This window comes from Pseudoalteromonas rhizosphaerae, from assembly GCF_028885455.1.
Classification (GTDB): Bacteria; Pseudomonadota; Gammaproteobacteria; order Enterobacterales; family Alteromonadaceae; genus Pseudoalteromonas; species Pseudoalteromonas rhizosphaerae.
This window is the reverse complement of the sequence record NZ_CP118496.1, coordinates 1420623-1443390: the sequence shown is the minus strand read 5'-3', so window position 1 is coordinate 1443390 and position 22768 is coordinate 1420623. Positions and strand designations below refer to the sequence as shown.

Sequence of the window (22768 nt, the reverse complement as noted above, 5' to 3'; positions counted from 1 at the left end):
CAAAAACAAGCCGCCAAGCGAAGCCTGAGCGTAGCGGCTTGATATCATGCACTTAACTCATCACTTAATAAATCATACTAATTATTACAATCAAACAGCTAGCTTATTCGAACCGATGAAACTTTGTTTCATGAAAGGCCACACACCAATGCTATTATTCCTTAAATGTCTGCTGGCCGAATCCAAGCGAAGCGCTAACCAGCTATTTAGTCACTCAGTACCCGCGCTTGCGCCCTTGATAAACCAATACGGATTTTCGAGTAATGATGATGCCAAGAAAAACACCCCTCCCCCCATATACTAATAGGGGGGGAGCGGAATTTAAACACAAAGCCTAATTGAGCCTTATTTTTAAAATAATCCTATCTTAGATCTTTATGTTTAATACTTTGATAAAACCAATGTGGGCACTAAGTGGACAAGTGCTATAGAAATAAAAAAGCCAGTTAAAGCATAATGCTCTAACTGGCTGTTTTGTATCACTTTAAAGTGGTGGAGCTGGGGGGATTTGAACCCCCGTCCGAAAAGCCTCGACCGTCGGTACTACATGTTTAGTATTGTCATTTAATTAACCTTTAAGTCCCGGACAAACACGGTAAATAAAGGCGAGGCCGCTTAGTTTTAGCGCTTCAACCCCGGCCAGGGTTTCCGTCGCGATCAGGTGTTAGGGTGACACTCCAAAATCCAGTCCACAAGAATACATGGAAGGAGCGCTAGCCAGCCTAAGCTGCTAGAGAGTAGTTATCGTCGTTTGCGATTACTTTAAATTGCGGCTTTTTAACGAGGCAAACCGCACCTCGACATGCACCTTGGGCTTCTTGAATTCCGTCGAATCCTAATCAGCCCCTGAATTAGTAAACTCATTCAGAGTGTGCAGCCAGTATAACCGAGTAACGCGCTGATACTCAAGGCCCTTTTATGCTTTATTTTATATTGCTATGGCGTTGCTGATTAAATATGCAAATATATGTTAATCCTCTTCATTGCACCAAACAATAAAATAACATTTACTTAACATTGCTTAGGGGTTATGCTCAGCAGCGTGTTAGTTTGAAAATACCCAAAAACGGTTTAGTCGAGCAGCATGTAAATTAAAGCATCTAAATAAAAATAATAAAAACAGGCATATTACATAGGAAATCGATAAATGTCGTTGTTTATACATAACCCTGTAACGGGTTTTGTGTCACTGCTTGAGCACCCTAAAAATAGTGGTTTCCCAGTGACTAGCGCGCAACTTATTGAGTTAATCGAACAGTCCCCGTTCGCTGATTTCGATATAGTCAGTGCAAATATTGGTAAGTTATTCTCACCGAGCAAAAACTATCAGGATGATTCTTTAATTGTTGCTCGTGCACTCGATGCGTCGATATTCATTCAGGTTGATGAAAAAAATATGGTCGCTGAAGCCACATTAACCACTGCTAAAGGTGGGGCCTTAATGTCGATTGACAAGGCTCGCGAAGCACTGGTTGATGCTGGCGTATTACATGGCATTAGCACTCGTGCTCTGGACAATTTTTTAGGTCAGCAATTTGACAAGCCTGCGGGTGTTTCCTATAGAGCGATTGTTGCTCATGGTCGTAGACCAAAAGAAGGCAGCGACGCTAAATTTGTACGTTTGTGCGCTACAGCACAAGATCGTGTATTGAGTCCACAAGCAAAAGAAGGTGGTAAGGTCGATATGCGCAATTTAGGCGCGATCATCACTGTAAAACCGGGCACTCCTCTAATGCAGCGTGTTGCTGCAACTCCTGGGGAAGATGGTTATACGGTATTTGGTGATGTGCTGCCCGCCATACCAGGTAAAGATCTACCATTACAACCATTTGAAGGCACTAAACTCGATCCAACTAATCCCAATGTACTGATTGCAGATTGTAAAGGTGTGCCTGTCGCCCTCCCTCGTGGCATGCGCGTTGATGACGTGTTGTGTTTTGATAATGTTGATATTGGCACCGGTCATGTTGATTTTGACGGCAGCGTAATTATCAGTGGCGATATAAAAGATGGTATGCACGTGCGTGCCAGTGGTGATATCACGGTATTGGGATTTGTTGAATCAGGCCAGATCGAAAGTGCCAGTGCGGTCACAATTATGCTCGGTGCAATTGGTCGTAAGCGTGAAAATGACGAAGCGTTTACTTGCAAAATTAAAGCCGCTCGGACTATTTCAATTGGCTATGCCCAGTATTGCCATATTCATAGCGAACAAGATCTCTTTATTGAACGACAAGCATTACATTGTGACTTGAGTGCTCGGCGGTTGATCCGCGTTGGTAAAGCAAATAATCCGCGCGGTAAAATTATTGGCGGCAATATTTTAGATGCCATGCGAATTGAAACCGGAGAGCTAGGTGCCCCATCGGGCACAAAAACCCGAGTTTTCATCGCGCAGTATTGGCATGACTTGAGACAAAAACAATTGCAAATTGCCGATTTTGAAAAACTGTTAGCCACTAAATCCGCAGCATTAAAGCAAGCACGTAAAAAAGCAGTTAAAATTCCAGCACCAGCAAAACGACAATTATTTTTAGACAAAATTAGTGCTAGCGAGCAACAAATTAATATTCGTATTGCCAACACCAAACGTAAAAAACACCTAGTAAAACAAAAAATAGCACAGCTTTTAGCTACTAGCCGTTTAAAAATTAATGAGTTAATGCATCCCGGTGTGGAGCTAAAAATCGCAAAAGATTCAAAACACTTTTCGCGTATTTATCCGCCCCACTTAGTTAAAATGAGCGAAGGTAAAATTACTCAGTCGTTTTAACGGCTGAGTCTTCGTTGTCACCAGCTTGCTCTGTATCTTCCGGCACTTCTGCAGCTAAAGGCCAGCCACCCAGCTGTTGCCAACGATTAACTATCAAACAATATAGCTCTGCCGTACGTTCGGTGTCATATAATGCTGAATGAGCCTGTTTGTTGTCAAATTCAATGCCAGCTGCACGACATGCTTTAGCAAGTACCGTTTGACCAAGTGCCAAACCCGCTAATGAGGTTGTGTCAAAACTAACAAACGGATGAAATGGCGTACGCTTAATATTATTACGTTCTATTGCTGCATTTAAAAAACCATGGTCGAACGCCGCATTATGAGCCACTATGACTGAACGTTGACAACCCGCAGCTTTTTGAGCTTTACGTACCACTTTACAAATTTCTTTGATCGCTTCCTCTTCAGATACTGCGCCACGTAATGGCGAGAAAGGATCAATACCATTAAAATCAATAGCGGCTTGTTCAATGTTTGCGCCTTCAAATGGCTCAACATGAAAATGCACAGTATGATCAATACTGAGTAGGCCTTCATCATCCATTTTTAATACTGACACCGCAATTTCTAACAGTGCATCGGTTACTTTATTAAAGCCTGCAGTTTCAACATCAATAACCACCGGGAAAAAGCCACGAAAGCGTTTTGCGAAAAGAGTTTGTTCAGTATTTGCCATAGTATTCTTGGTTTGCCAGAGTAAGCTGGCTATTATGTCAAAAATCATAGTGGCTAGGCTAGCGCTTTACAGATTAAATTAACACTTACATTTAGGCATATAACTTGCTTTACTTAACTAGAACTAGAGCTAGCTAACGACACCTTGATGACTGTTAGCCTCTGTAAATGCAGCTTTTGCCAAGATATTGGCGTAATAAATTGTTGGAGATCCCGTAATGAAGCTTTCAATGCTGTTTATCAGTCTAAGCATTGCAACTGCATGCCTTTCAGATACGGCCAGCGCTGCAATGCGCCAGTACACAGCCACGGCAGATAACTCACAATGGGAAGTTGTAAAAACAACTCGCTTACAATGCCAATTAAATCATGAAGTTCCATATTATGGCGAAGCTATTTTCAGCGCTACCGCGAGCAAAAATAAAGACCTGCTATTTAACTTGGATATGGTTGTCCGTCCTGACAATTACAGTATTGCTGGTTTAAAAGCAGTCCCGCCAATCTGGCGAGCAGGTTTACCAGCACGTGATATTGCTGACATGAAATTACTACGAAAATTTGACGGCGAACTGGGTAACAAAACGGCATGGGAAATGTTGACCGAGCTTGAAAAAGGCTACCAACCTACTTTTTATTACCAAGACTGGCAAAATAGTGCCGATAAAATTGCCGTTGGCTTATCGAACATTAATTTTAAACAAGCCTATTGGGCATTTTTACAATGCCGCGATGAATTACTGCCATACAGCTTTGAAGATATTTCCTTCACGATTATGAATTATCAACCAAATACCAGTAAACTTACTAAATCATCAAAACAACGTTTAGATAAAATTGCTGAGTATTTAAAGTACGATACGACGATTGCGGCTATTTCGATTGACTCATACACAGATAGCTACGGTGGTCGTTGGAACAACTTAGAGCTGTCTAAAAAACGAGCTCAAGCGATCAAAGAATATATGGTGAGCCTAGGAATTGATGAAACTAAAGTTGAAACGCAAGGCTTTGGTGAAAAACGTCACGTAGCGACTAACGATAATATTTTGGGCCGCGATAAAAACCGCCGCTTAGTGATACAAATTGAGAAAATGTAGCTAAAAGAAGTAATGCCTTTTAGCTACATGACGACTGTTGTTAAGGGTTAAGCTTTTTAAACGTGGCTCTTTTTTTCAACCAACCATCACCAAACTGAAACACCGCTAAGCTCAGTAATATGATGGCAGCGCCAATAAGTAATTGTTGATCAATTGCTTCATTATTTAACCAGCCCCCTAAGCCAATCGCAAAGCTTGGTGTGATCAAGGTGGTTAGCGCCACGGTACTAGCTGGTAATTTTTGTAACACATGAAAATAAGCAAGCGAACCAACCAATGAGCCAAACACGCCCAAATACACAATTGACCACAGTGATTTTACTGTCCACGTACTCGTATTGAGCTCACCATCGAACAACCACCAAGTAATAAAAAATAAGGGCGTAACAAATACTAATGCACCAAATGTGGTCGCCATTGGATGAATAGCAATTTTTATTCGCTTGATCATCACCCCACTTAAACTAAAAAAGCACACAGCCATAAATACGTAAGCTAAACCCTGCATTTGCATCAATGAGCCTTGCATGTGTTTTTCACTTACCAAAAATAACCCCAATAGCGCAAATGCTAACGCAATTAGTTTAACAACGCTGAATTTTGGCTCGTTGAGTAATCGCTGTGCTAATAAACCAGATAAAATTGGTGCCAGACCAAACATTAATGATATCAGCCCTGATGGAACTGTTTTAGCTGCCATATAACTCAACAGCATGCCACCATATATGCCGATACTCGAATAACCATACAAAAAACACGCACGACGGTGCCAAGGGACACGAATATTAGCAATCGCCACAACTAATGCAGCCAGCACTAATCCTATCGACATCCGTAACAATACCGCGAGCGTTGGTGTAACAGACTCACTGCTCCAAACAATTCCCAAAGGCGTTGTTGACCAAATTAAGACCATTAAAAAATATGATGCTTTAACGCTCACAAGCGGATCCTTTTAGCAAAGTGGCGATAACAAAGAGGAAGGAGATACAGCACTAACCGCTTTGAAATCGCGGTTAGTAAAAAACAACTTAACCGCAGCGCAGCAATGGGCGCACAACTGATAGATTCAGCCATGGGCGCATGGTTAGGGCTCGGTTAGCTTGTTGCATGTAAATAGTATTCTTAATAATAAATTGAATTTATAGAAATAGCAGAACTGGTTAATAAGTCAACTGCTAGAGTGGTTTTTATACCAAAAACTGACTTCACAATGATGGCTTGTAAATCATAAGTTACATTTAATTTCTTTGATTTGTAACAAAACTATTTAAGTTTGTGCCAACTAGTTATATCTTGCCTGCCTCTCACGATGTTTTAGGGGCAAAAAGTGCTTAAAAATAAAACAATAGGCAGCATGTTAATTGTTGCAGGTACCACTATCGGCGCAGGGATGTTGGCGCTACCAATCGCTTCTGCGGGACTTGGCTTTACAACCGCATTAGCATTAATTATTTCAATATGGGCGTTAATGACTTATACCGCATTATTAATGCTCGAATTACATCAACATGCTGATCGCGATGCCACGCTAAATACGTTAGCAAAATCATGGTTAGGTAAACGCGGCCAATATCTGGCTAATTTTTCGGTGATGTTTTTATTCTATGCGCTTTGCTCAGCTTACATTGCAGGTGGTGGTGCGCAACTACAAGAAAAAATAAATAACGGCTTTAGCCTCGATATTGCTCCGCAAGTAGGTTCAATCATTCTAGCGATTGTAATAGGCACAGTTGTTACCTTAGGCACCAGTAAGGTCGATAAGCTAAACCGAGTGTTATTTAGCATCAAAATTGTGGTACTGGCGAGCTTATTTTATATGTTAACCCCGTATGTTCATGGCCAACATTTACTCGAAATGCCCATTGAACAAGGCCTTATTTTATCAGCTATTCCGGTGGTATTTACCTCTTTTGGTTTTCATGGTTCGATCCCATCGATCGTTAAATATGTTGGTTTAGATATTAAAACCTTACGCCGTGTCATGATTGCCGGAGCAGCTTTACCGCTGGTTATTTACATTTTTTGGCAGTTGATCAGCCAAGGTATGATGAGTCAAGCTGAATTACTAAAAAGCTCTGGCTTACCAGGCTTTGTGGCAAGTATTGCCAGTATCGCTAATAACGCAGCTGTTGCCACTGCAGTTAACCTATTTGCAGACTTAGCACTGGCAACATCATTTTTAGGGGTGAGCCTAGGATTATTTGATTTCTTTGCTGATGCCTTTAAAAAAGGAGATGGTAATAAAGATCGGATAAAAACAGCCCTCATTACTTTTATCCCGCCATTAGGATTTGCATTGTTTTACCCACAAGGTTTTATTATGGCGCTTGGCTATGCAGCTATCGCTTTAGTCGTACTAGCAGTGTTTTTACCCGTAGCAATGGTTTATAAGCAGCGTAGCAGCGATAAAGGCGGCTATACAGTGCGTGGTGGTAATTTTGGTCTGGCAGTAGCGGCGCTTTGCGGCGTGCTTATTATCAGCGCCCAAGGGCTGCAGATGGCAGGTTTAATCCCCGCGATAGGTTAATGCAAAAAGGCACCTAAATGGTGCCTTTTGGTATTTTAACTAACTTGAGTTAGATTAAACATGTGTTTAACTCAATCATCAAGCTTTGCAAATAGCTTTGGCAAATCTTGCTCTGCTATAGGCGGGCTATAATAATAACCTTGCACTATAAAGCAGTTATTGTTTTGTAAAAACTCCACTTGCTCTATAGTCTCAACGCCTTCGGCTACCACATTCAATTTTAGCTTTTGTGCCATCGCTATAATTGCCGCAGTGATCTCCATGTCATTTGGATCATCCGGTATATCTTTAACAAACGAGCGATCAACTTTTAAAATATCAACCGGAAAACGTTTTAAGTAGCTCAATGACGAATAACCCGTGCCAAAGTCATCTATCGATATTGACACCCCAAGCGCTTTTAACTGATGTAATTGCGAAATTGCCGCTTCCACATTCCCCATTAGCATGCTTTCGGTTAATTCCAGGTGTAACTGCTTAGCCGGCACCTTGGTTTTCTTAATAATCGATGCCAACAACGGCACTAACTTAGCATCTTTAAACTGACGAGCAGAGAGGTTAATCGAAATATTATTTTCTCGCCCTTGCGCTGCTAATCTTGCTGCAAACTCACACGCTTCTTGTAGCACCCAAGCACCTAACTCAACTATTAAACCTGTTGCCTCAGCTATTGGGATAAACTTGGTAGGTGGGATCATCCCTTCAGTTGGGTGGAACCAGCGGATCAAGGCTTCATAACCGACCACATGCTGCGTGCGACTATCAACTTGTGGTTGATAAAAAATCACAAATTGCCGAGCTTTGATTGCTAAGCGCAGTTCATTTTCAATAAACAGCCGCTCATTCGCAGCGGCATCAAGTTCTTGACTATAAAAGTGATAAGTATTGCGCCCTTTAGCTTTGGCCTCATACATAGCTAAATCAGCGTGTTTTAATAACTGGTCTTCTTCTTGGCTATCGTATGGCGCCATTGTGATGCCAATACTAGCACTAATAATGACCTCGTTATTGCCAAGCATAATTGGCACATTCAATGTTTTTTGAATAGTGTTAGCAACATCCATTGCATGCTCTTGACGCTCAATACCACTAAGTAAAACTGCAAACTCATCGCCACCTAAACGGGCAATTGTATCTTCCGCACGCAGTCGTTTTTTCAAACGGTTAGCAACTTCAACTAATAGCTGATCACCGGCATCATGACCAAGTGTGTCGTTAATACGCTTAAACTCATCTAAATCAAAATAGAATAAAGCAAACGCATAATGGCCACGCTCTGCAAGCGCCATTGACTTACGTAATTGCATTCTAAAGAAAGTACGGTTAGCCAGCCCTGTTAAGGTGTCGAAATAAGCCAATTGCTCCATTTTTCGCTGGCTTTCTTTAACAAACGAAATATCCTGTGCTGAGGCAACATAACTGGTGATGCTGCCACCGTCTTCGCGAATTGGTGAGATACTGAGCGATACCCAGATTGGCTTTTTATCTAAACCTTGGATCAAAGTATCGCCACGCCAATAATTTCGGCTGCGTAAATCGATATCAATGTCATCAACCAAAATAGCCATTTCTTTGGCGATAATGCTTAATAGCGGTGACTGCATAAAATGGTTTTCTTCAAACCCAGTCATTTCTAACATTTTTGGATTGACGTATTCAATCACGAAGTTTTGATCGGTGATCACTACGCCCGTGCCTGAGAAAGCAACTGCTTTAGATAATCGGTTAGCGGCTTTTTCGGCAATTTCTTTTTCTGTAATACGCTGATTCAGACCATCAATAAGCTTACGAATTTCAATCGCCATATCGCGAAAAGAACCATTTAAAGTACCAATTTCGTCTTTATTTTCTTTTGGAAATTCAATTTGTAAGTGCCCTTTGCCAAAACTGGTTACCGCATAAACTAAAGAATGAATACGGCGTAAAACGAGTTGGTAAAGTGCTTGATGTAATAACAGTGCGACTAAAATGGCATATAAAATAAACAATCCAAAAAACTTCACCTTTAGCTCTTCAAGCGCTGAAAGTGCTGATGAACGTTTTTTGTAAATACCTATATACCAGTCTAAATTATCAACTTTACGAATATTAATGATGTGCGTTTCACCATCTTGTACAAAAGAGTCTGCGTATTCTGGTAAATGCATTTTGATAGTCTGATTGATCAGCTCTTGTAGATCGCCATTAACAAAATCATGAGTACGTAATGGTTTGCCTGCTTTACCGTAGGTTTCGTAAAGGTTTTTATTCAGATCAGGATGAGCAAGTAATTGCCCTTGGCTATCAAAAACAAATAAGTGCTGCTCCTTGTCACCGATCGGTAATTGCGAAATAAGCGTATCGAGTGCTAAATCGCTGCCAGTAACACCTAAAAATTCATTTTCAAGATAAACTGGCACCAGTAAACTCACCACCCATTTATGCCAAATTTTATCGTAGTAAACTTTAGACCACACAGCCGAACGGGTTGGATTAAGCGCTTCTTTAGCGTAATTAAAACTTTGATTATCAATAAACTGATGAGAGCCTGGAACATTCAGAGCCCAATTAGGTGGCGCAATACGGATAAAATTATCTTTGGTGATTAAATAAAAGTTAAAGAAATCTTGGATCAAGGTAGGCGCTACGATTTTCCATAACGATTCAGAATCATTAATGAGTTTTTTATAAAAAGGTGAGTACTTATCTTGTGGCATAAAAGCCGCAGATAAACCATCATCAGAGGCGCTGCGAATACTGCCATCGGGGTCAAAGCTGAGCTGCGCACTTTGGCTACTGAGCAATTGCGAGGAATTATAGAATAATTGGCTAGAGACGACGTTATTCGCTTGCTCCGCAATATTAATTTTGGTTTTCACCAGAGTATTAAACTGACGGATCAGACGTTCGCTGGAATGCTTGAGAACTTCATGTTCTTCAAATACCAATTGTTTTTCTTCTGATTTTAGCATCAACACCGCCGCACAGATCCCAGCAATTAAACAAATTGCCGAAATTAACAGCGAAAGCTTCATACTCAACGAATTTACACCAAAGCGTGATGGTGGGCGTCTATACACCACAGGACAACCTTATTTTTAATAATTATTTTTATTTAAATTCACCTAAATAAATATACCAGATCCCTATTTAGATTTATAAATTTTTCGTTGAAATTACTGAAAAAATCCCATATCAAAAATAAACTATCCTTTGGCGGCGATAAAACCCGCTAGAGTGTTGACTTTATAGCCCACTCTCCATACATTAAGAGTATGAATATAATATTTTCGCAATTACATTTTTCGTTTTTTAGCTTCTTTAGATAGAAGAGGCTTACCTGTTTGCGAGATTAAATCAACCGAATAGCAAAGCCTCCCAATTGGGAGGCTTTTTTGTTTTTATTACCCAAAAGGTAATTTTTTGGAATGAGGAACCCAAAAATGACTAATGATGTACTTAATTCACTTAGACACGATATCAATGAAATTGATTCTGACCTATTAGTGCTATTAGCAAAACGTCGCCGTATTAGCCACGGCGTTGTAGAATATAAGATTGCTAATAATAAACCGATACGTGATGAGGCCCGTGAACTTGCCTTGTTAGAAAAACTCATCGGTTATGGTAAGTCTCTTGGTTTGGACGCTTATTATGTGAATAACGTTTTCCAAACAATTTTAGAAGATTCAGTACTTAATCAACAAGCCATGTTACAGAAGAACTTAAACCCAGATGCTATGAGTGAAACACACCGTGTTGCTTATTTAGGTGGTCAGGGTTCATACAGCCAACTTGCTTGTCATAAATATTTTAGCCGTCGCCCAGGTAAACTTGTTGAAATGGGCTGCTCTAGCTTTGAGCAGATCACTGGTAAAGTTGAAAATGGTCAAGCAGATTTTGGCTTATTACCCATTGAAAACACCAGCTCAGGCAGTATTAACGAAGTGTTTGATTTACTGCAACACGCACAAGTCTCCATCGTTGGTGAAGTAACCCACAGTGTTGAACATTGTTTACTGGTCACACCGGGTACTGAGCTTAGTCAGATCAGTAAGATTTTTGCTCACCCGCAACCATTCGCTCAATGTAGTCGCTTTTTACAAGGCTTAGGTGATATTCAACATGAAACCTGCGATTCAACCTCAAGCGCTCTGCAATTAGCATTAGATACCCCTAATAGCGCAGCAATTGGTTCAGCTCAAGCGGGTAAAAATGTGGGTTTAGAAGTAATTAAATCAGGCCTTGCGAATCAACGTGAAAATCATAGCCGTTTTATTGTGGTTGCCCGTAAGCCTCTTTATGTATCAAAACAGATCCCGACTAAAACCAGTTTAATTATGGCAACCAAGCAACAAGCAGGTTCTTTGGCTGATGCATTGATGATTTTCAAAGAACACAATATCAACTTAGTAAAACTAGAATCACGCCCAGTCCCAGGCAACCCGTGGGAAGAAGTATTTTATGTGGATTTAGAAGCAAACCTGGTTGATAACCATGTTAAACAAGCCTTAGAAGAGCTAAAAGAGCACACCCAATATGTACGCGTACTGGGCTGTTACCAAAGTGAATCGCTGCAAGCTGTGAATATAGAAAGTTAAGCGCTAAGTAAAATATAAAAAAGGGCTAAAATTAGCCCTTTTTCATTATCTACTTTTCACACAGCGGTTATCAATCAAGTACTTTCGCATCATTGGCTTTGTTTAACAGGCTGCGACTTTGCGTTAAGAAATGCGCAGTAGCATCTGAAAAATATGCTTTTGCATCCGCAAATGAATCAATTAAAGCGGCCTTATCACCCGCTTTTAATTTGGCCAAGGTACTTGCAAACGTGTCTTGGTATTGTGCAAGTAATGGCTCTACGTTATCAAATTGCGCTAGCATGATGTCAGAATAAAGCTCTGGTGATTGTGCGAATAAGCGCCCTACCATCATCAACTCTAATTGGTAAATCGGTGACGAACAACTGCGGAGCTCTTCGAGGGTATGACCTTGTTTTGCTAAAAACTGGCCGTATACAAAGGTGGTTAAATGGCGCATAACCTGAATAATTTGCATAGCTTCATCGTGCTTTTGCGCATCGAGTTCAACAAGTTGACAGCCCCACACTTGCAGTTGCGATAATAAACCTTGGGCAATCTCATGGTTACGGCCTTCGCAAACCACCACTGTTTGCTTTACCCAATGAGAAATATCAGGACCAAACATTGGATGTAAACCGACTACAGGACCGCTATGCACTGCTTTTAATACTTTTAACGGTGCTTGCTTAACTGAAGTAATATCAACTAATAAACAATCATCATCGAGCTTAGGTAAGGCAGTGACCACTGTTTCTAAGGCATTAATTGGCACACTGATCATCACCAGTTTTGCACCCGCTAATATTTCTTGCGCGTTACTTTGCTGTTCTTTGTCGAGTATTCTAACTTCATACCCTGAGCGGATAAATTGCTGAGCAAACAATTGCCCCATAGCGCCTTGACCACCAACAATCACAATAGGTGATAACTGTGGCGCGCTACATGCTAATTTAGCCTGTTGATTTTGGTAAGCTTCGCGCATCATACGGCGTAGGATATCTTCCACCAATTCAGGATTAACACCTTGGTTAATCGCTTCTTGGCGACGGGCAGCTAATAAAGTAGCTTCACGGTCAGGCGCATGCAGTGGCGCACCCGTTTGTTGTTTGATTGCGCCTATCTGCTCGGTAATACTATTACGTCTAGCCAGCAGTGCAACCAACTGGGCATCACATTCATCGATCCCCTCTCTTAACTTATCTAACTCTTTTATATCCGCCACGCGACTACCACCTTAGAAACTGCAATTTCGTACATTTAAATTTACATAAAAGTAAACTAATCAATACGATAAATACTAACAGGATCGCTTAGTTGTTAAAAGGCTAAATAAGCAAAAGAATGGGATTTGAGTTTTAAGCACTAAGCCATAAGTTATAAGTTATAAGTTGGCCGAGTTGTATTTGATTTATGAGTAATTCTTGGATGGGTATTTTTTTACTGGACCTCTCTGTGCTCTAATCAAGTTATGGTGATCACTTTAACGTTGAGCAATCTTAATCTTTTAACTTTACCCTTTAACCTCACTAGCCTTCTAATTCGATAACTTTACCCTAACTAACTTACTATCTCTAAAAACCAAAACGGGTTGCAGCCCGAAGGTTGCAACCCGTTTTTTTGCGTTGATAAACAGCGCGTATTAGTTAAGTTTTTCTCTAATACGTGCAGATTTACCAGAACGCTCACGTAGATAGTAAAGTTTCGCACGGCGAACTGCACCGCGACGCTTAACTGCTACGCTATCGATAAGAGGGCTGTGCGTTTGGAATACACGCTCAACACCTTCACCGTTCGAAATTTTACGAACTGTGAATGCTGAGTGAAGACCACGGTTACGCTTAGCGATTACAACACCTTCAAAGGCCTGTAGACGCTCTTTAGCACCTTCTTTTACTTTTACCTGTACAACCACTGTATCACCAGGGCCAAATGCAGGTACGTCTGTTTTAAGCTGCTCATCTTCAAGCGCTTTAATAATATTTTGGTTTACTTTTGCCATTATGTTTCTCACTTTCCTAGGTGTAACTGTCTTCTAGCCACAAGCTTTTTGGTACTCTTGCTGAAATTTCGCGAGTAATACCGCTTGCTCCTCAGTCAGAGCTAGGTTATGCAACAAGTCAGGACGGCGTAACCAAGTTCTGCCTAATGACTGCATCAGCCGCCATTTTGCTATCTCTTGGTGGTTTCCGCTGAGTAATACAGCAGGCACCTGTTTGTCGTCCAATGTTTCTGGCCGTGTATAGTGAGGACAATCCAGCAAGCCATCCGAAAATGAGTCTTGCTCTGCTGACTGGTTGTGTCCTAATACGCCCGGCACTAATCGCGCTACTGCGTCAATTAATGTCATAGCTGGTAGTTCACCACCACTCAAAATAAAATCACCAATTGACCATTCTTCGTCAACGTATGATTCTATTATTCTCTCGTCTATACCTTCATAGCGACCGGCAATTAAAATCAGTTTTTTAGAGCTTGCGAGTTCGCTTGCCCCTTGCTGATCTAATTTGCGCCCTTGCGGGGACATATAAATTACTTTTGCACCATCGCCTGCCGCCTGTTTGGCGTCAAGAATGGCTTGCTTTAGTGGTTCAACCATCATTAACATACCTGGACCGCCCCCGTAAGGACGATCATCCACGGTCCTATGCTTATCAATAGCATAATCTCGTGGGTTCCAGCAGTTAAAGTCGATCAGACCATTTTTTACTGCTCGACCAGTTACACCTTGCGTTGTAATGGCATCAAACATGTCCGGGAAAAGGCTGATAACCCCTACCCACAACGAACTCGTTTGACTCATTAAAAGCCAGGATCCCAGTCTACTGTAATTTCTTTTACATCGTGCTTAATCTCTTTGATAACTGAATCAGTTAAAAACGGAATTAAACGCTCTGCTTGGCCAAATGCATCTTTATTGTTTGCTTTCACAACCAATACGTCATTTGAGCCTGTCTCCATCAGGTCATCAACTATGCCTAAGTCATAACCTTTATCGGTTACAACAGACATGCCAATGAGATCTCGCCAATAGAACTCACCTTGCGGGAGTTCTGGTAATTGCGCTGCATCCATTGAGATTTCTGCATGGGTATAAGCCATTGCTTCGTCTCGATCGTTTACTTGCGCAAATTTAGCGATAAAGCCTTTGTTGTGGCGACGCCAGTCGACCACTTCTAAGGTCTGCCATTTACCTTGCTGCCCTATCAACCACGGGCTGAAATCGAAGATCCCTATGGGATCATCAGTAAATGAATGTACCTTAAGCCAGCCCTTTATACCATATGGGGCACCGAGCTTTCCTACGACAATTATTGATGAGGTGTTCTCTTGACTCATGGTTACACTTACGCCTATTAAGCCGCTTTACGAGCGTCTTTAACTAACTTATTTACGCGATCTGAAAGAGATGCGCCCTGACCTACCCAGTGTTCTACACGAGATAAATCTAAACGTACTTTTTCTTCTTGACCACTAGCAATTGGGTTAAAAAAGCCTACTTTCTCGATGAAGCGACCGTCACGCGAGAAACGGCTATCCGCAACCACAATTTGATAGAAAGGGCGTTTTTTAGCGCCACCACGTTGCAAACGAATAGTTACCATACCGTCCTCTAAATAGATTGACTGTTTTCATTAATAAGATTTACTCCCCAGTATGGGGAGCTGGGGAATTGTACGAGTTTTTAGCAACAATGCAAGTAAGAAGTGACTCGAAATGACTGTTAAGTTGATTAAACTATGATCTACGCGTTAAATCAGGCTATATAGAACTTTCAACGCATAATTTATCTACAAAAAAAGAGGCTATTTGCCTCTCTTTTTAGTTAACTGAGTCGCTACATCTGCATGGCGTCAGTTAAAACATTAAAATTTAGGGCCACCGCCACCCATCATTCCTGGTGGTAACATGCCTTTCATGCCGCGCATCATTTTCATCATGCCGCCTTTACCTTTCATTTTTTTCATCATTTTTTGCATCTGCGTAAACTGTTTTAACAGCTTATTGATCTCTTGTACTTGCGTACCAGAGCCCGCTGCAATACGCTTTTTACGAGAGCCTTTAATGATCTCTGGACGTGCACGCTCTTTTTTCGTCATTGAGCTGATGATCGCTTCCATCTGAATAAAGGTTTTATCACCCATCTGACCTTTCACTGCATCAGGTAAGTTTTGCATACCAGGTAATTTATCAAGCATTGACATCATGCCGCCCATGCTTTTCATTTGCTTTAATTGATCAGCAAAATCATCAAGAGTAAAGCCATCACCTTTAAAAACTTTTTCAGCAACTTTTGCAGCTTGCTCTTTATCGACTTTCATTTCGACTTCTTCGATCAATGAAAGTACATCACCCATACCAAGTATACGCGATGCGATACGATCTGGATGGAAAGGCTCAAGCGCATCAGTGCGCTCACCAACACCCATAAACTTAATAGGTTTGCCGGTAATATGACGGATTGATAGTGCAGCACCACCGCGCGCATCACCATCGGTCTTGGTTAGTATCACACCGGTCAGAGGTAATGCTTCATCAAACGCTTTGGCAGTATTGGCAGCATCTTGACCTGTCATGGCATCAACCACAAACAAGGTTTCGATTGGGTTAATAGCATGATGAAGATTTTTAATCTCGTCCATCATGTCATTATCAACATGCAAACGACCTGCGGTATCAACTAATACAACATCGATAAATTTCTTTTTCGCATGAGAAATAGCTGCCTTTGCAATATCAACCGGCTGTTGTGAAATGTCACTTGGGAAAAACTCAACACCTACTTCATCGGCCAGTGTTTCCAACTGTTTAATAGCCGCAGGACGATAAACGTCGGCACTGACTACTAATACTGATTTCTTTTTACGTTCTTTTAAAAATTTGGCAAGCTTAGCAACACTGGTCGTTTTACCCGCACCTTGCAGACCCGCCATCATTACAACGGCTGGCGGTTGTGCGTTTAGGCTCAACTCTTCGTTTGCTTCACCCATGGCTTTTTCAAGCTCTTCGCGAACGATTTTAATGAACACTTGCCCAGGACTTAGGCTCTTAGTTACTTCAATACCTACCGCGCGCTCTTTAACTTGTTTAACAAACTCACGAACAACGGGTAAAGCGACGTCGGCTTCTAAAAAAGCCATACGCACTTCGCGTAGTGTATCTTTTATATTGTCTTCAGTAAGGCGTCCACGGCCGCTGATATTCTTTAAGGTTTTACCTAATCGTTCTTGGAGGTTCTCAAACATGTAAAGGTTCCGATCAAACGTGATATACCAATTTCCCAAACAACGTTATTGCCGCAAGTTTAGCACTTACTATTAATAGCGCTGATTTCATATAATCAGTATTAATAAAATTTTAATTAAAAACAGTATACCGTAAATGGTGGCGCACAATACAGTGTTCAAGTGAGCTGTTTGAGTTTCTTTTTACAAACTCTATGCATTTGCCTCACTATAAAATACAATGCCCTTACTCTAACAAGGAATATTTGACTCAAATTGAGTGGCCCAAGCACTATGCTGATTATTAGTTTAACTATTATTGCCAGTTTATTTTATATCTTCGCGACGTCTCACGTGCTGTCTCGGTTATTTCACCAACAAGGTCCGAGCCAAAAGCTGACGGTTATCCTCAGCACGGTGGCAATTTTAGCGCACATGTTATTACTGGTGAATTCAGTGTTTCGCGCCGATGGCCAAGATTTAAGTATTGTTAATGTATCACTATTAACCTGCTGGGTGATTGTGGTCTCTGTCACTACGGTGTCATTAAAATTCCCTGCCACATTATTACTGCCTGTTGTCTATGGCTTTGCTGCTTTGCTAACAATTGCCAGCTTATTTATCCCGCATCATATTTTATTGCAAAGTATTGATGTTGAAATAGGTTTAGTCACTCATATTTCGCTTTCCCTGCTTGCATACTGTGTGTTAATTATTGCCACTTTATATGGCGTACAGTTTTACTTTATTGATAAACGTTTAAAACGAAAAGACTTAGCGATTGTGCATAGCCATTTACCGCCATTAATGGTGGTTGAACGCCAACTCTATCACTTATTAACGCTAGGCACGGTTTTGTTAACCTTAGCGTTATTATCTGGTTTTATTTTTCTTGATGGCATGTTTGCTAGTGAATTTATTCATAAAACTGTTTTATCATTAATTGCTTGGGCTATGTTTGCAACGGTGACAATTGGTCACTTAAAGCAAGGCTGGCGTGGGAAACCGGTCGTACTAGCTATCATGGCTGCTGCTTTTGTTTTAACGCTGGCTTATTTTGGCAGTCGTTTTGTGCAAGAGGTGATCCTGAATAAGTTTTAACTTGACTCAGGCAGCTCACTCCCGCTTAATACGCATTGGTTAAATAAAAAAGGATCCTTCTTTGGACGACATCTCTACAAGTGTTTTGTTTATAATACTTGGAATACTCATACTTTGTTCTGCATATTTTTCTGGTTCTGAAACGGGCATTATGTCAATTAACAGAATCCGCTTACGCCACCTTGCTAAAGAAAATCACCGCGCAGCAAAGCGTGTCAACAAACTTTTGAGCCGTCCTGATAGACTTATTGGCCTTATCCTCATCGGTAATAACTTGGTGAATATTGCTGCCGCGCAGGTTGCAACCATTATCGGTATTCGTTTATATGGTGATTTAGGTATCGCTATTGCCACTGGCGCACTAACTTTAGTAGTGCTTATATTTGCAGAAGTAACGCCTAAAACGCTAGCTGCGCTTTACCCTGAAAAAGTTGCCTTTCCTAGTTCGGTGATACTCAAAGGGTTACTAAAAATTCTCTTTCCATTTGTCGTCGTCGTTAACTGGATGACCAATGGCATATTACGCCTATTTGGTATTAGTGCTGCACAAATAGATGAGCACAGCATGAGTAAAGAAGAATTAAAAACGGTGCTGAATGAATCGGGTGCGCTGATCCCCGCGCGTCACCAAAGTATGTTGACCTCCATTTTAGATTTAGAGCAAGTCACTGTCGAAGATATTATGATCCCGCGCAACGAAATTGTTGCCATTGATATCAATGATGACTGGAAACTAATTAGTAAACAGCTTACCCATGCACAACACACGCGAGTACTTTTATATCGTGACCAAATTGATGATGCGGTAGGCTTTATTCACTCACGGGATGCACTGCGGTTATTAACGAAAGAGCAATTTGATAAACCATCATTGCTTCGCGCAGTTCGTGAGATTTATTTTATTCCTGAAGGTACGTCGCTCAATACTCAGCTATTTAAATTTCAGCAATCAAAAGAGCGTATCGGTTTAGTAGTTGATGAATATGGTGATATTCAAGGATTAGTTACCCTCGAAGATATTCTTGAAGAAGTGGTCGGTGACTTTACCACTACGCAAACACGTACTCCAAGTGAAGAAGTTGTGTCACAAGATGATGGCTCATTTTTAGTTGATGGCGGTGCTAACGTACGCGATCTAAACAAAGAAATGGATTGGGAGTTCCCTCTTGATGGCCCGAAAACATTAAGTGGCTTAATTGTCGAATACTTAGAAGACATTCCTGATGCCAACTTGAGTTTGCGTATTGCAGGCTATCCGATTGAAGTTGTTGAAGTAAAAGAGAACATGATCAAACTGGTGCGCATTCAAGCGAACAAGCGCAAAATATAAGCAATATCTGTAGAGTAACCTATGGTTACTCTACTCCCTCAGCTCATCCCCGCAACAAATTTTTTGTTCATTATTCTCTATAAAGTGTTAATTATTAGGCTATTATATTTGTAACTTTATAGATGTGGAAAATGCAATGGAAGATATCTCTATCGAGACCCTGTACACCAAAGCGATTGAAATGCTAATGACCTATGGCCCTCGATTTTTATTGGCAATCTTTGTTTTAATTGTTGGTTGGTGGTTTGTTGGCCGTATTGCCAGTATGGCTGAAAAATCAATGGCAAAGGTAAAATTTGAAGCCGGATTAAGTCATTTTTTGGTCTCCTTCTTATCGGTTATTTTAAAGTTGCTATTACTGATCTCAGTCGCATCAATGATTGGTATAGAAACAACCTCGTTCATTGCTATGCTCGGTGCTGCAGGCTTAGCGGTCGGTATGGCATTACAAGGCAGCCTAGCGAATTTCGCCGGTGGTGTGCTGATCTTATTTTTTAAACCATTTAAAATTGGTGATGTCATTGAAGCCCAAGGCTATATGGGTAAAGTGGTTGAAATTCAAATATTTGTTACCGTACTACTCACTTATGATAATGAAAAAATTATTATCCCAAATGGTGCACTTTCTAATGGCTGTGTAAAAAACAAGTTTGCAGAACCAACTCGCCGCGTCGATATTGAGTTTGGTATTAGCTACAGTGATGATGTGCTTAAAGCGCGAGAAGTACTAATGGGCGTGTTAAATAGCTACGAGTTAGTACTCAAAGATGAAGCAAAACAACCGGTTGTGCATGTAAGTCAGCATGGCGATAGCCATATCGGCATGTTGGTCTGGGCATGGGTTGATTCTGAAAATTACTGGCCAGTGTATTTTGGTTTATACGAACGCGTTAAAATTGCCTTCGATAAAGAAAATATTACCATTCCATTCCCACAGCGCGATGTACATATTCATCAATTCCCAGGGAAATAAACTAATACTAAAAAGCCCGCTGTGCGGGCTTTTTAAAATCTTGAATCTTGTCAGATCAGCTAAATAACCTTTCTAACCACCCTTTATCTAAATCGTCTTCACAACGTTTAAGCTGAGCCGCATAGCGACTTGCACGATTTTTTACTTTATTAGCCACTGCCATTAACCACTTTTTATTTTTATAGGTGCCGCGTTTATAACCGCCCCAGCCTTCGTGGTAATTTAGGTATTGCGCGTAGGCATCCCATTTCGAGATGCCATTAACTTTATGAGTCTTATAAACAAACCAGCCCATAAAGTCGATAGCGTCATCAAAATCATCGCGATCGGCGCCGCTATTACCCGTTTCACGAATATAATCAGACCAGGTGGGAGTTTTTGCTTGTGAGTAGCCGTAAGCTGAACTTGCTCGCCCTGTGGGAATGACCCACAAAAAGTATTCCATTGGCGGTGCAGCATCGTGTTTAAAGGAGCTTTCTTGATACATCATGCTCATTAGTACATGTTTAGGTGAGCCCCATTTTTCTTGGGCATCTTTTGCGTCATAGTACCAATCGCTTTTTTCTTCAAAAATTTTACATATATCATTAGGTTGCTTTGGAGGGGCTGTTGCGCAACCAGTTAACAGAGCCCCCAGCGATAAAATAATTAAACTATTTTTCATTTTTTTGTTGCTCGCTGAACTTTTTATAAAAATATAAGTCATATTTTATGAATGCGCAGTTTAGCATTGTTTATCCCTGAAGAATCTTTACGCAGCCAACTTGGGCTGCGTTTTTTTGCCTGCTTACTTAGCTACAAACTTACTTAGTGGCAAAATAATCATCTAAAAATGCATTAAATGTTTGATTATCAGCGGCTTTCAACTCGCGTTCAGCAATAACTGACTGATCTGCTTGTTGTTTTAAATAGCTGTCTGAATACACTTTATATGGCGTACCTTGATGTTGTTGCTGGTAACTTTTTGCCAACGATAAGGCAAAATAACCATTATCAATACCAGACCCTTTCAGTTGACTAACGTAGCGCCCTGAGTATGTTAATTCAGGATCTGCTATCCATTGGCTTAATCGAGTAATCGTTTCGCTGTAATAGCTAACGCCGTAAGCATTATCCATGTAGGCTGCAACTTGTTGTAACTGTGCGAAGATCTCTGCTCCCCACGTTGCTAGACTGCATGAATTACCAGAGCGGTTTAACATCACTTCTAAAGCGCGACCTTGGCTTACAACCGTATCTAAATTTTCGGTGCTACGCTGTTGAGAATCCCAATCCATTGTTGGAGAATCTTTCAATAAGCAATAAGTCAGAAAAACATCTAGGAAATGAATTTGCTCAATATCAATTCCCGTTGCTGCAAATGGATTTACATCTAGAGCTCGGATTTCAATATACTCAATACCGCCACGTAACAGTGCGTCGGTCGGTGTTTCGCCACTTTTAGCATTGCGCTTAGGACGAATTGGCGAATAAAATTCGTTTTCAATCTGCAATACATTTTTATTCAATTGTTTAGGCTGGGCATCTTTATAATCAGCAAGCTGACCATAAATATCTGACGGTGAATGAATCGCACTTTTTAATCCTGCTACATATTCATCTAGTGAGTTATACAGTACTTTTAGTGATGACTGAGCACTGTTGGTATAACCCAAATTACCTAAGCGCAAAGCTGTACCCACTTCAAGATAAAGCGTGCCTTTACCTAGCTTTTTAAAAGGAAGATCCGTACTGCGCCCTTGTAAAAATGAATTACACAGCGCTGGCGATGCTCCAAATAAATAACTGATCAGCCATAGTTCTCGCTTGAAGTTACGGATCAGTCCTAAATAACCGGCCGAAATAAACTCTTGTAATGAGCCAGTATCGCCTTTAATCGTTTTTAAACTCTGCCAAAATGACTCTGGAAACGATATATTAAAGTGCACACCGGCAATCGCTTGCATCATGCTGCCATAACGATTTTTAAGACCTTCGCGGTACAAGGTTTTCATGCGTCCAATATTAGAATCACCAAATTGAGCTAATACAATGTCATCTTGGTGTTCTATAAAACACGGCATACTGATAGGCCATAATAATTCATCGCCCATCTGCGATAGGGTAAACTTTTGTAAGTCTTGTAGCTGATTTAACGTTTCTTCAGCAGATTCACTAACGGGTGTTATAAACTCCAGTAAAGACTCAGAAAAATCAGTGGTGATATGCCCGTTAGTTAACGCACAACCAACCCCTTTTGGATGACCTTGCTGTGAAATTACACCATTTGGCTTGATCCGCAACGCTTCTCTTTCAATACCGCGTTGAATGCCTTTAATTGCGTATTTATGCTGTTCTGGGGCTAGCGCTGCTAACGCTTTAGTTAAATCATGTGTAGTCAAAAATGCTTCCTCGAGCCACGTGGCCTAATCCTAAGTCAATGGGGGCAAATTGATAATACTCAAGGTTTAATAATGGCATAACTCTAATTTCCACTATTTACCAAGAAGGTCACCGTATGTT

Annotated in this window: 18 protein-coding genes and 1 other RNA gene; 7 read left to right on the top strand and 12 right to left on the bottom strand. The window is 40.9% G+C overall.

Annotated elements, in window-relative coordinates; translation table 11 throughout:
• Positions 1–490: 490 nt before the first annotated feature.
• Positions 491–847: a transfer-messenger RNA gene (gene ssrA / locus PVK79_RS06105) on the bottom strand.
• Between the two features lie 300 nt (positions 848–1147).
• On the opposite strand from ssrA, the gene PVK79_RS06100 reads away from it, so the two are divergent.
• Positions 1148–2773, top strand: a complete 1626-nt coding sequence (locus PVK79_RS06100) for a flagellar assembly protein A (protein WP_145237159.1) — start codon at positions 1148–1150, stop codon at positions 2771–2773.
• Here the strand turns inward: PVK79_RS06100 and rnt are convergent.
• Positions 2757–3452 carry a ribonuclease T gene (gene rnt, locus PVK79_RS06095; protein WP_257325496.1) on the bottom strand — a complete coding sequence of 232 codons (696 nt, stop codon included), beginning with the start codon at positions 3450–3452 and terminating at the stop codon, positions 2757–2759. The genes PVK79_RS06100 and rnt overlap by 17 nt on opposite strands.
• A gap of 217 nt (positions 3453–3669) precedes the next feature.
• On the opposite strand from rnt, the gene PVK79_RS06090 reads away from it, so the two are divergent.
• Positions 3670–4548, top strand: coding sequence for a flagellar protein MotY (locus PVK79_RS06090; RefSeq protein ID WP_145237165.1), 879 nt, complete (start codon positions 3670–3672; stop codon positions 4546–4548).
• A 40-nt stretch (positions 4549–4588) separates the two neighbouring features.
• On the opposite strand, the gene PVK79_RS06085 is transcribed toward PVK79_RS06090, so the two are convergent.
• A complete protein-coding gene (locus tag PVK79_RS06085; protein ID WP_145237168.1) occupies positions 4589–5491 on the bottom strand; it encodes a DMT family transporter in 903 nt (300 codons plus the stop codon).
• Positions 5492–5878: 387 nt separating this feature from the next.
• Between PVK79_RS06085 and PVK79_RS06080 the strand changes: the two genes are divergently transcribed.
• Positions 5879–7078 (top strand): aromatic amino acid transport family protein, encoded by a 1200-nt coding sequence (locus tag PVK79_RS06080; RefSeq protein ID WP_145237171.1) that lies wholly within the window; start codon positions 5879–5881, stop codon positions 7076–7078.
• A gap of 71 nt (positions 7079–7149) precedes the next feature.
• On the opposite strand, the gene PVK79_RS06075 is transcribed toward PVK79_RS06080, so the two are convergent.
• Positions 7150–10140 (bottom strand): bifunctional diguanylate cyclase/phosphodiesterase, encoded by a 2991-nt coding sequence (locus PVK79_RS06075; protein WP_145237174.1) that lies wholly within the window; start codon positions 10138–10140, stop codon positions 7150–7152.
• Positions 10141–10500: 360 nt separating this feature from the next.
• Here PVK79_RS06075 and PVK79_RS06070 point away from each other — a divergent pair, with 360 nt between their 5' ends.
• On the top strand, positions 10501–11658 hold the full coding sequence (locus PVK79_RS06070; protein ID WP_145237178.1) for a chorismate mutase: 1158 nt from the start codon (positions 10501–10503) through the stop codon (positions 11656–11658).
• A gap of 70 nt (positions 11659–11728) precedes the next feature.
• Here PVK79_RS06070 and tyrA read toward each other — a convergent pair whose 3' ends face one another.
• The 6 genes from tyrA to ffh all read right to left on the bottom strand — a co-directional run bounded on the left by tyrA (position 11729) and on the right by ffh (position 16883).
• Entirely contained in the window at positions 11729–12862 is a 1134-nt protein-coding gene (gene tyrA / locus PVK79_RS06065) for a bifunctional chorismate mutase/prephenate dehydrogenase (protein ID WP_145237181.1), read from the bottom strand.
• 417 nt (positions 12863–13279) lie between these two features.
• Entirely contained in the window at positions 13280–13639 is a 360-nt protein-coding gene (gene rplS, locus PVK79_RS06060; RefSeq protein WP_002962189.1) for a 50S ribosomal protein L19, read from the bottom strand.
• Positions 13640–13672: 33 nt separating this feature from the next.
• Entirely contained in the window at positions 13673–14440 is a 768-nt protein-coding gene (trmD, locus tag PVK79_RS06055) for a tRNA (guanosine(37)-N1)-methyltransferase TrmD (protein ID WP_145237185.1), read from the bottom strand.
• Positions 14440–14976 (bottom strand): ribosome maturation factor RimM, encoded by a 537-nt coding sequence (rimM, locus tag PVK79_RS06050; protein WP_145237188.1) that lies wholly within the window; start codon positions 14974–14976, stop codon positions 14440–14442. Before rimM ends, trmD begins: the two co-directional genes overlap by 1 nt.
• 17 nt (positions 14977–14993) lie before the next feature.
• Positions 14994–15242: a 30S ribosomal protein S16 gene (rpsP, locus tag PVK79_RS06045; RefSeq protein WP_145237191.1), complete on the bottom strand. Its 249-nt coding sequence runs from the start codon at positions 15240–15242 to the stop codon at positions 14994–14996.
• 261 nt (positions 15243–15503) lie between these two features.
• Positions 15504–16883: a signal recognition particle protein gene (gene ffh, locus PVK79_RS06040; protein WP_145237194.1), complete on the bottom strand. Its 1380-nt coding sequence runs from the start codon at positions 16881–16883 to the stop codon at positions 15504–15506.
• Positions 16884–17156: 273 nt separating this feature from the next.
• Between ffh and PVK79_RS06035 the strand changes: the two genes are divergently transcribed.
• From PVK79_RS06035 to PVK79_RS06025, 3 genes are all read left to right on the top strand, one after another.
• Positions 17157–17963: a cytochrome C assembly family protein gene (locus tag PVK79_RS06035; RefSeq protein WP_145237197.1), complete on the top strand. Its 807-nt coding sequence runs from the start codon at positions 17157–17159 to the stop codon at positions 17961–17963.
• A 61-nt stretch (positions 17964–18024) separates the two neighbouring features.
• Positions 18025–19293, top strand: coding sequence for an HlyC/CorC family transporter (locus tag PVK79_RS06030; RefSeq protein ID WP_145237200.1), 1269 nt, complete (start codon positions 18025–18027; stop codon positions 19291–19293).
• Between the two features lie 136 nt (positions 19294–19429).
• Entirely contained in the window at positions 19430–20266 is an 837-nt protein-coding gene (locus PVK79_RS06025; protein ID WP_145237203.1) for a mechanosensitive ion channel family protein, read from the top strand.
• Between the two features lie 55 nt (positions 20267–20321).
• Here PVK79_RS06025 and PVK79_RS06020 read toward each other — a convergent pair whose 3' ends face one another.
• Positions 20322–20930 (bottom strand): transglycosylase SLT domain-containing protein, encoded by a 609-nt coding sequence (locus PVK79_RS06020; RefSeq protein WP_145237206.1) that lies wholly within the window; start codon positions 20928–20930, stop codon positions 20322–20324.
• Positions 20931–21069: 139 nt separating this feature from the next.
• Positions 21070–22647, bottom strand: a complete 1578-nt coding sequence (gshA, locus tag PVK79_RS06015; RefSeq protein ID WP_257325495.1) for a glutamate--cysteine ligase — start codon at positions 22645–22647, stop codon at positions 21070–21072.
• Positions 22648–22768: the final 121 nt, after the last annotated feature.

Bases quoted from the DNA above. Each gene is read 5' to 3' on its own strand.
- PVK79_RS06100 (WP_145237159.1), top strand. From the start codon at position 1,148: ATGTCGTTGTTTATACATAACCCTGTAACGGGTTTTGTGTCACTGCTT.
- ffh (WP_145237194.1), bottom strand. From the start codon at position 16,883: ATGTTTGAGAACCTCCAAGAACGATTAGGTAAAACCTTAAAGAATATC.
- PVK79_RS06035 (WP_145237197.1), top strand. From the start codon at position 17,157: ATGCTGATTATTAGTTTAACTATTATTGCCAGTTTATTTTATATCTTC.
- rpsP (WP_145237191.1), bottom strand. From the start codon at position 15,242: ATGGTAACTATTCGTTTGCAACGTGGTGGCGCTAAAAAACGCCCTTTC.
- PVK79_RS06070 (WP_145237178.1), top strand. From the start codon at position 10,501: ATGACTAATGATGTACTTAATTCACTTAGACACGATATCAATGAAATT.
- PVK79_RS06020 (WP_145237206.1), bottom strand. From the start codon at position 20,930: ATGAAAAATAGTTTAATTATTTTATCGCTGGGGGCTCTGTTAACTGGT.
- rplS (WP_002962189.1), bottom strand. From the start codon at position 13,639: ATGGCAAAAGTAAACCAAAATATTATTAAAGCGCTTGAAGATGAGCAG.
- trmD (WP_145237185.1), bottom strand. From the start codon at position 14,440: ATGAGTCAAACGAGTTCGTTGTGGGTAGGGGTTATCAGCCTTTTCCCG.
- PVK79_RS06090 (WP_145237165.1), top strand. From the start codon at position 3,670: ATGAAGCTTTCAATGCTGTTTATCAGTCTAAGCATTGCAACTGCATGC.
- PVK79_RS06025 (WP_145237203.1), top strand. From the start codon at position 19,430: ATGGAAGATATCTCTATCGAGACCCTGTACACCAAAGCGATTGAAATG.
- rnt (WP_257325496.1), bottom strand. From the start codon at position 3,452: ATGGCAAATACTGAACAAACTCTTTTCGCAAAACGCTTTCGTGGCTTT.
- rimM (WP_145237188.1), bottom strand. From the start codon at position 14,976: ATGAGTCAAGAGAACACCTCATCAATAATTGTCGTAGGAAAGCTCGGT.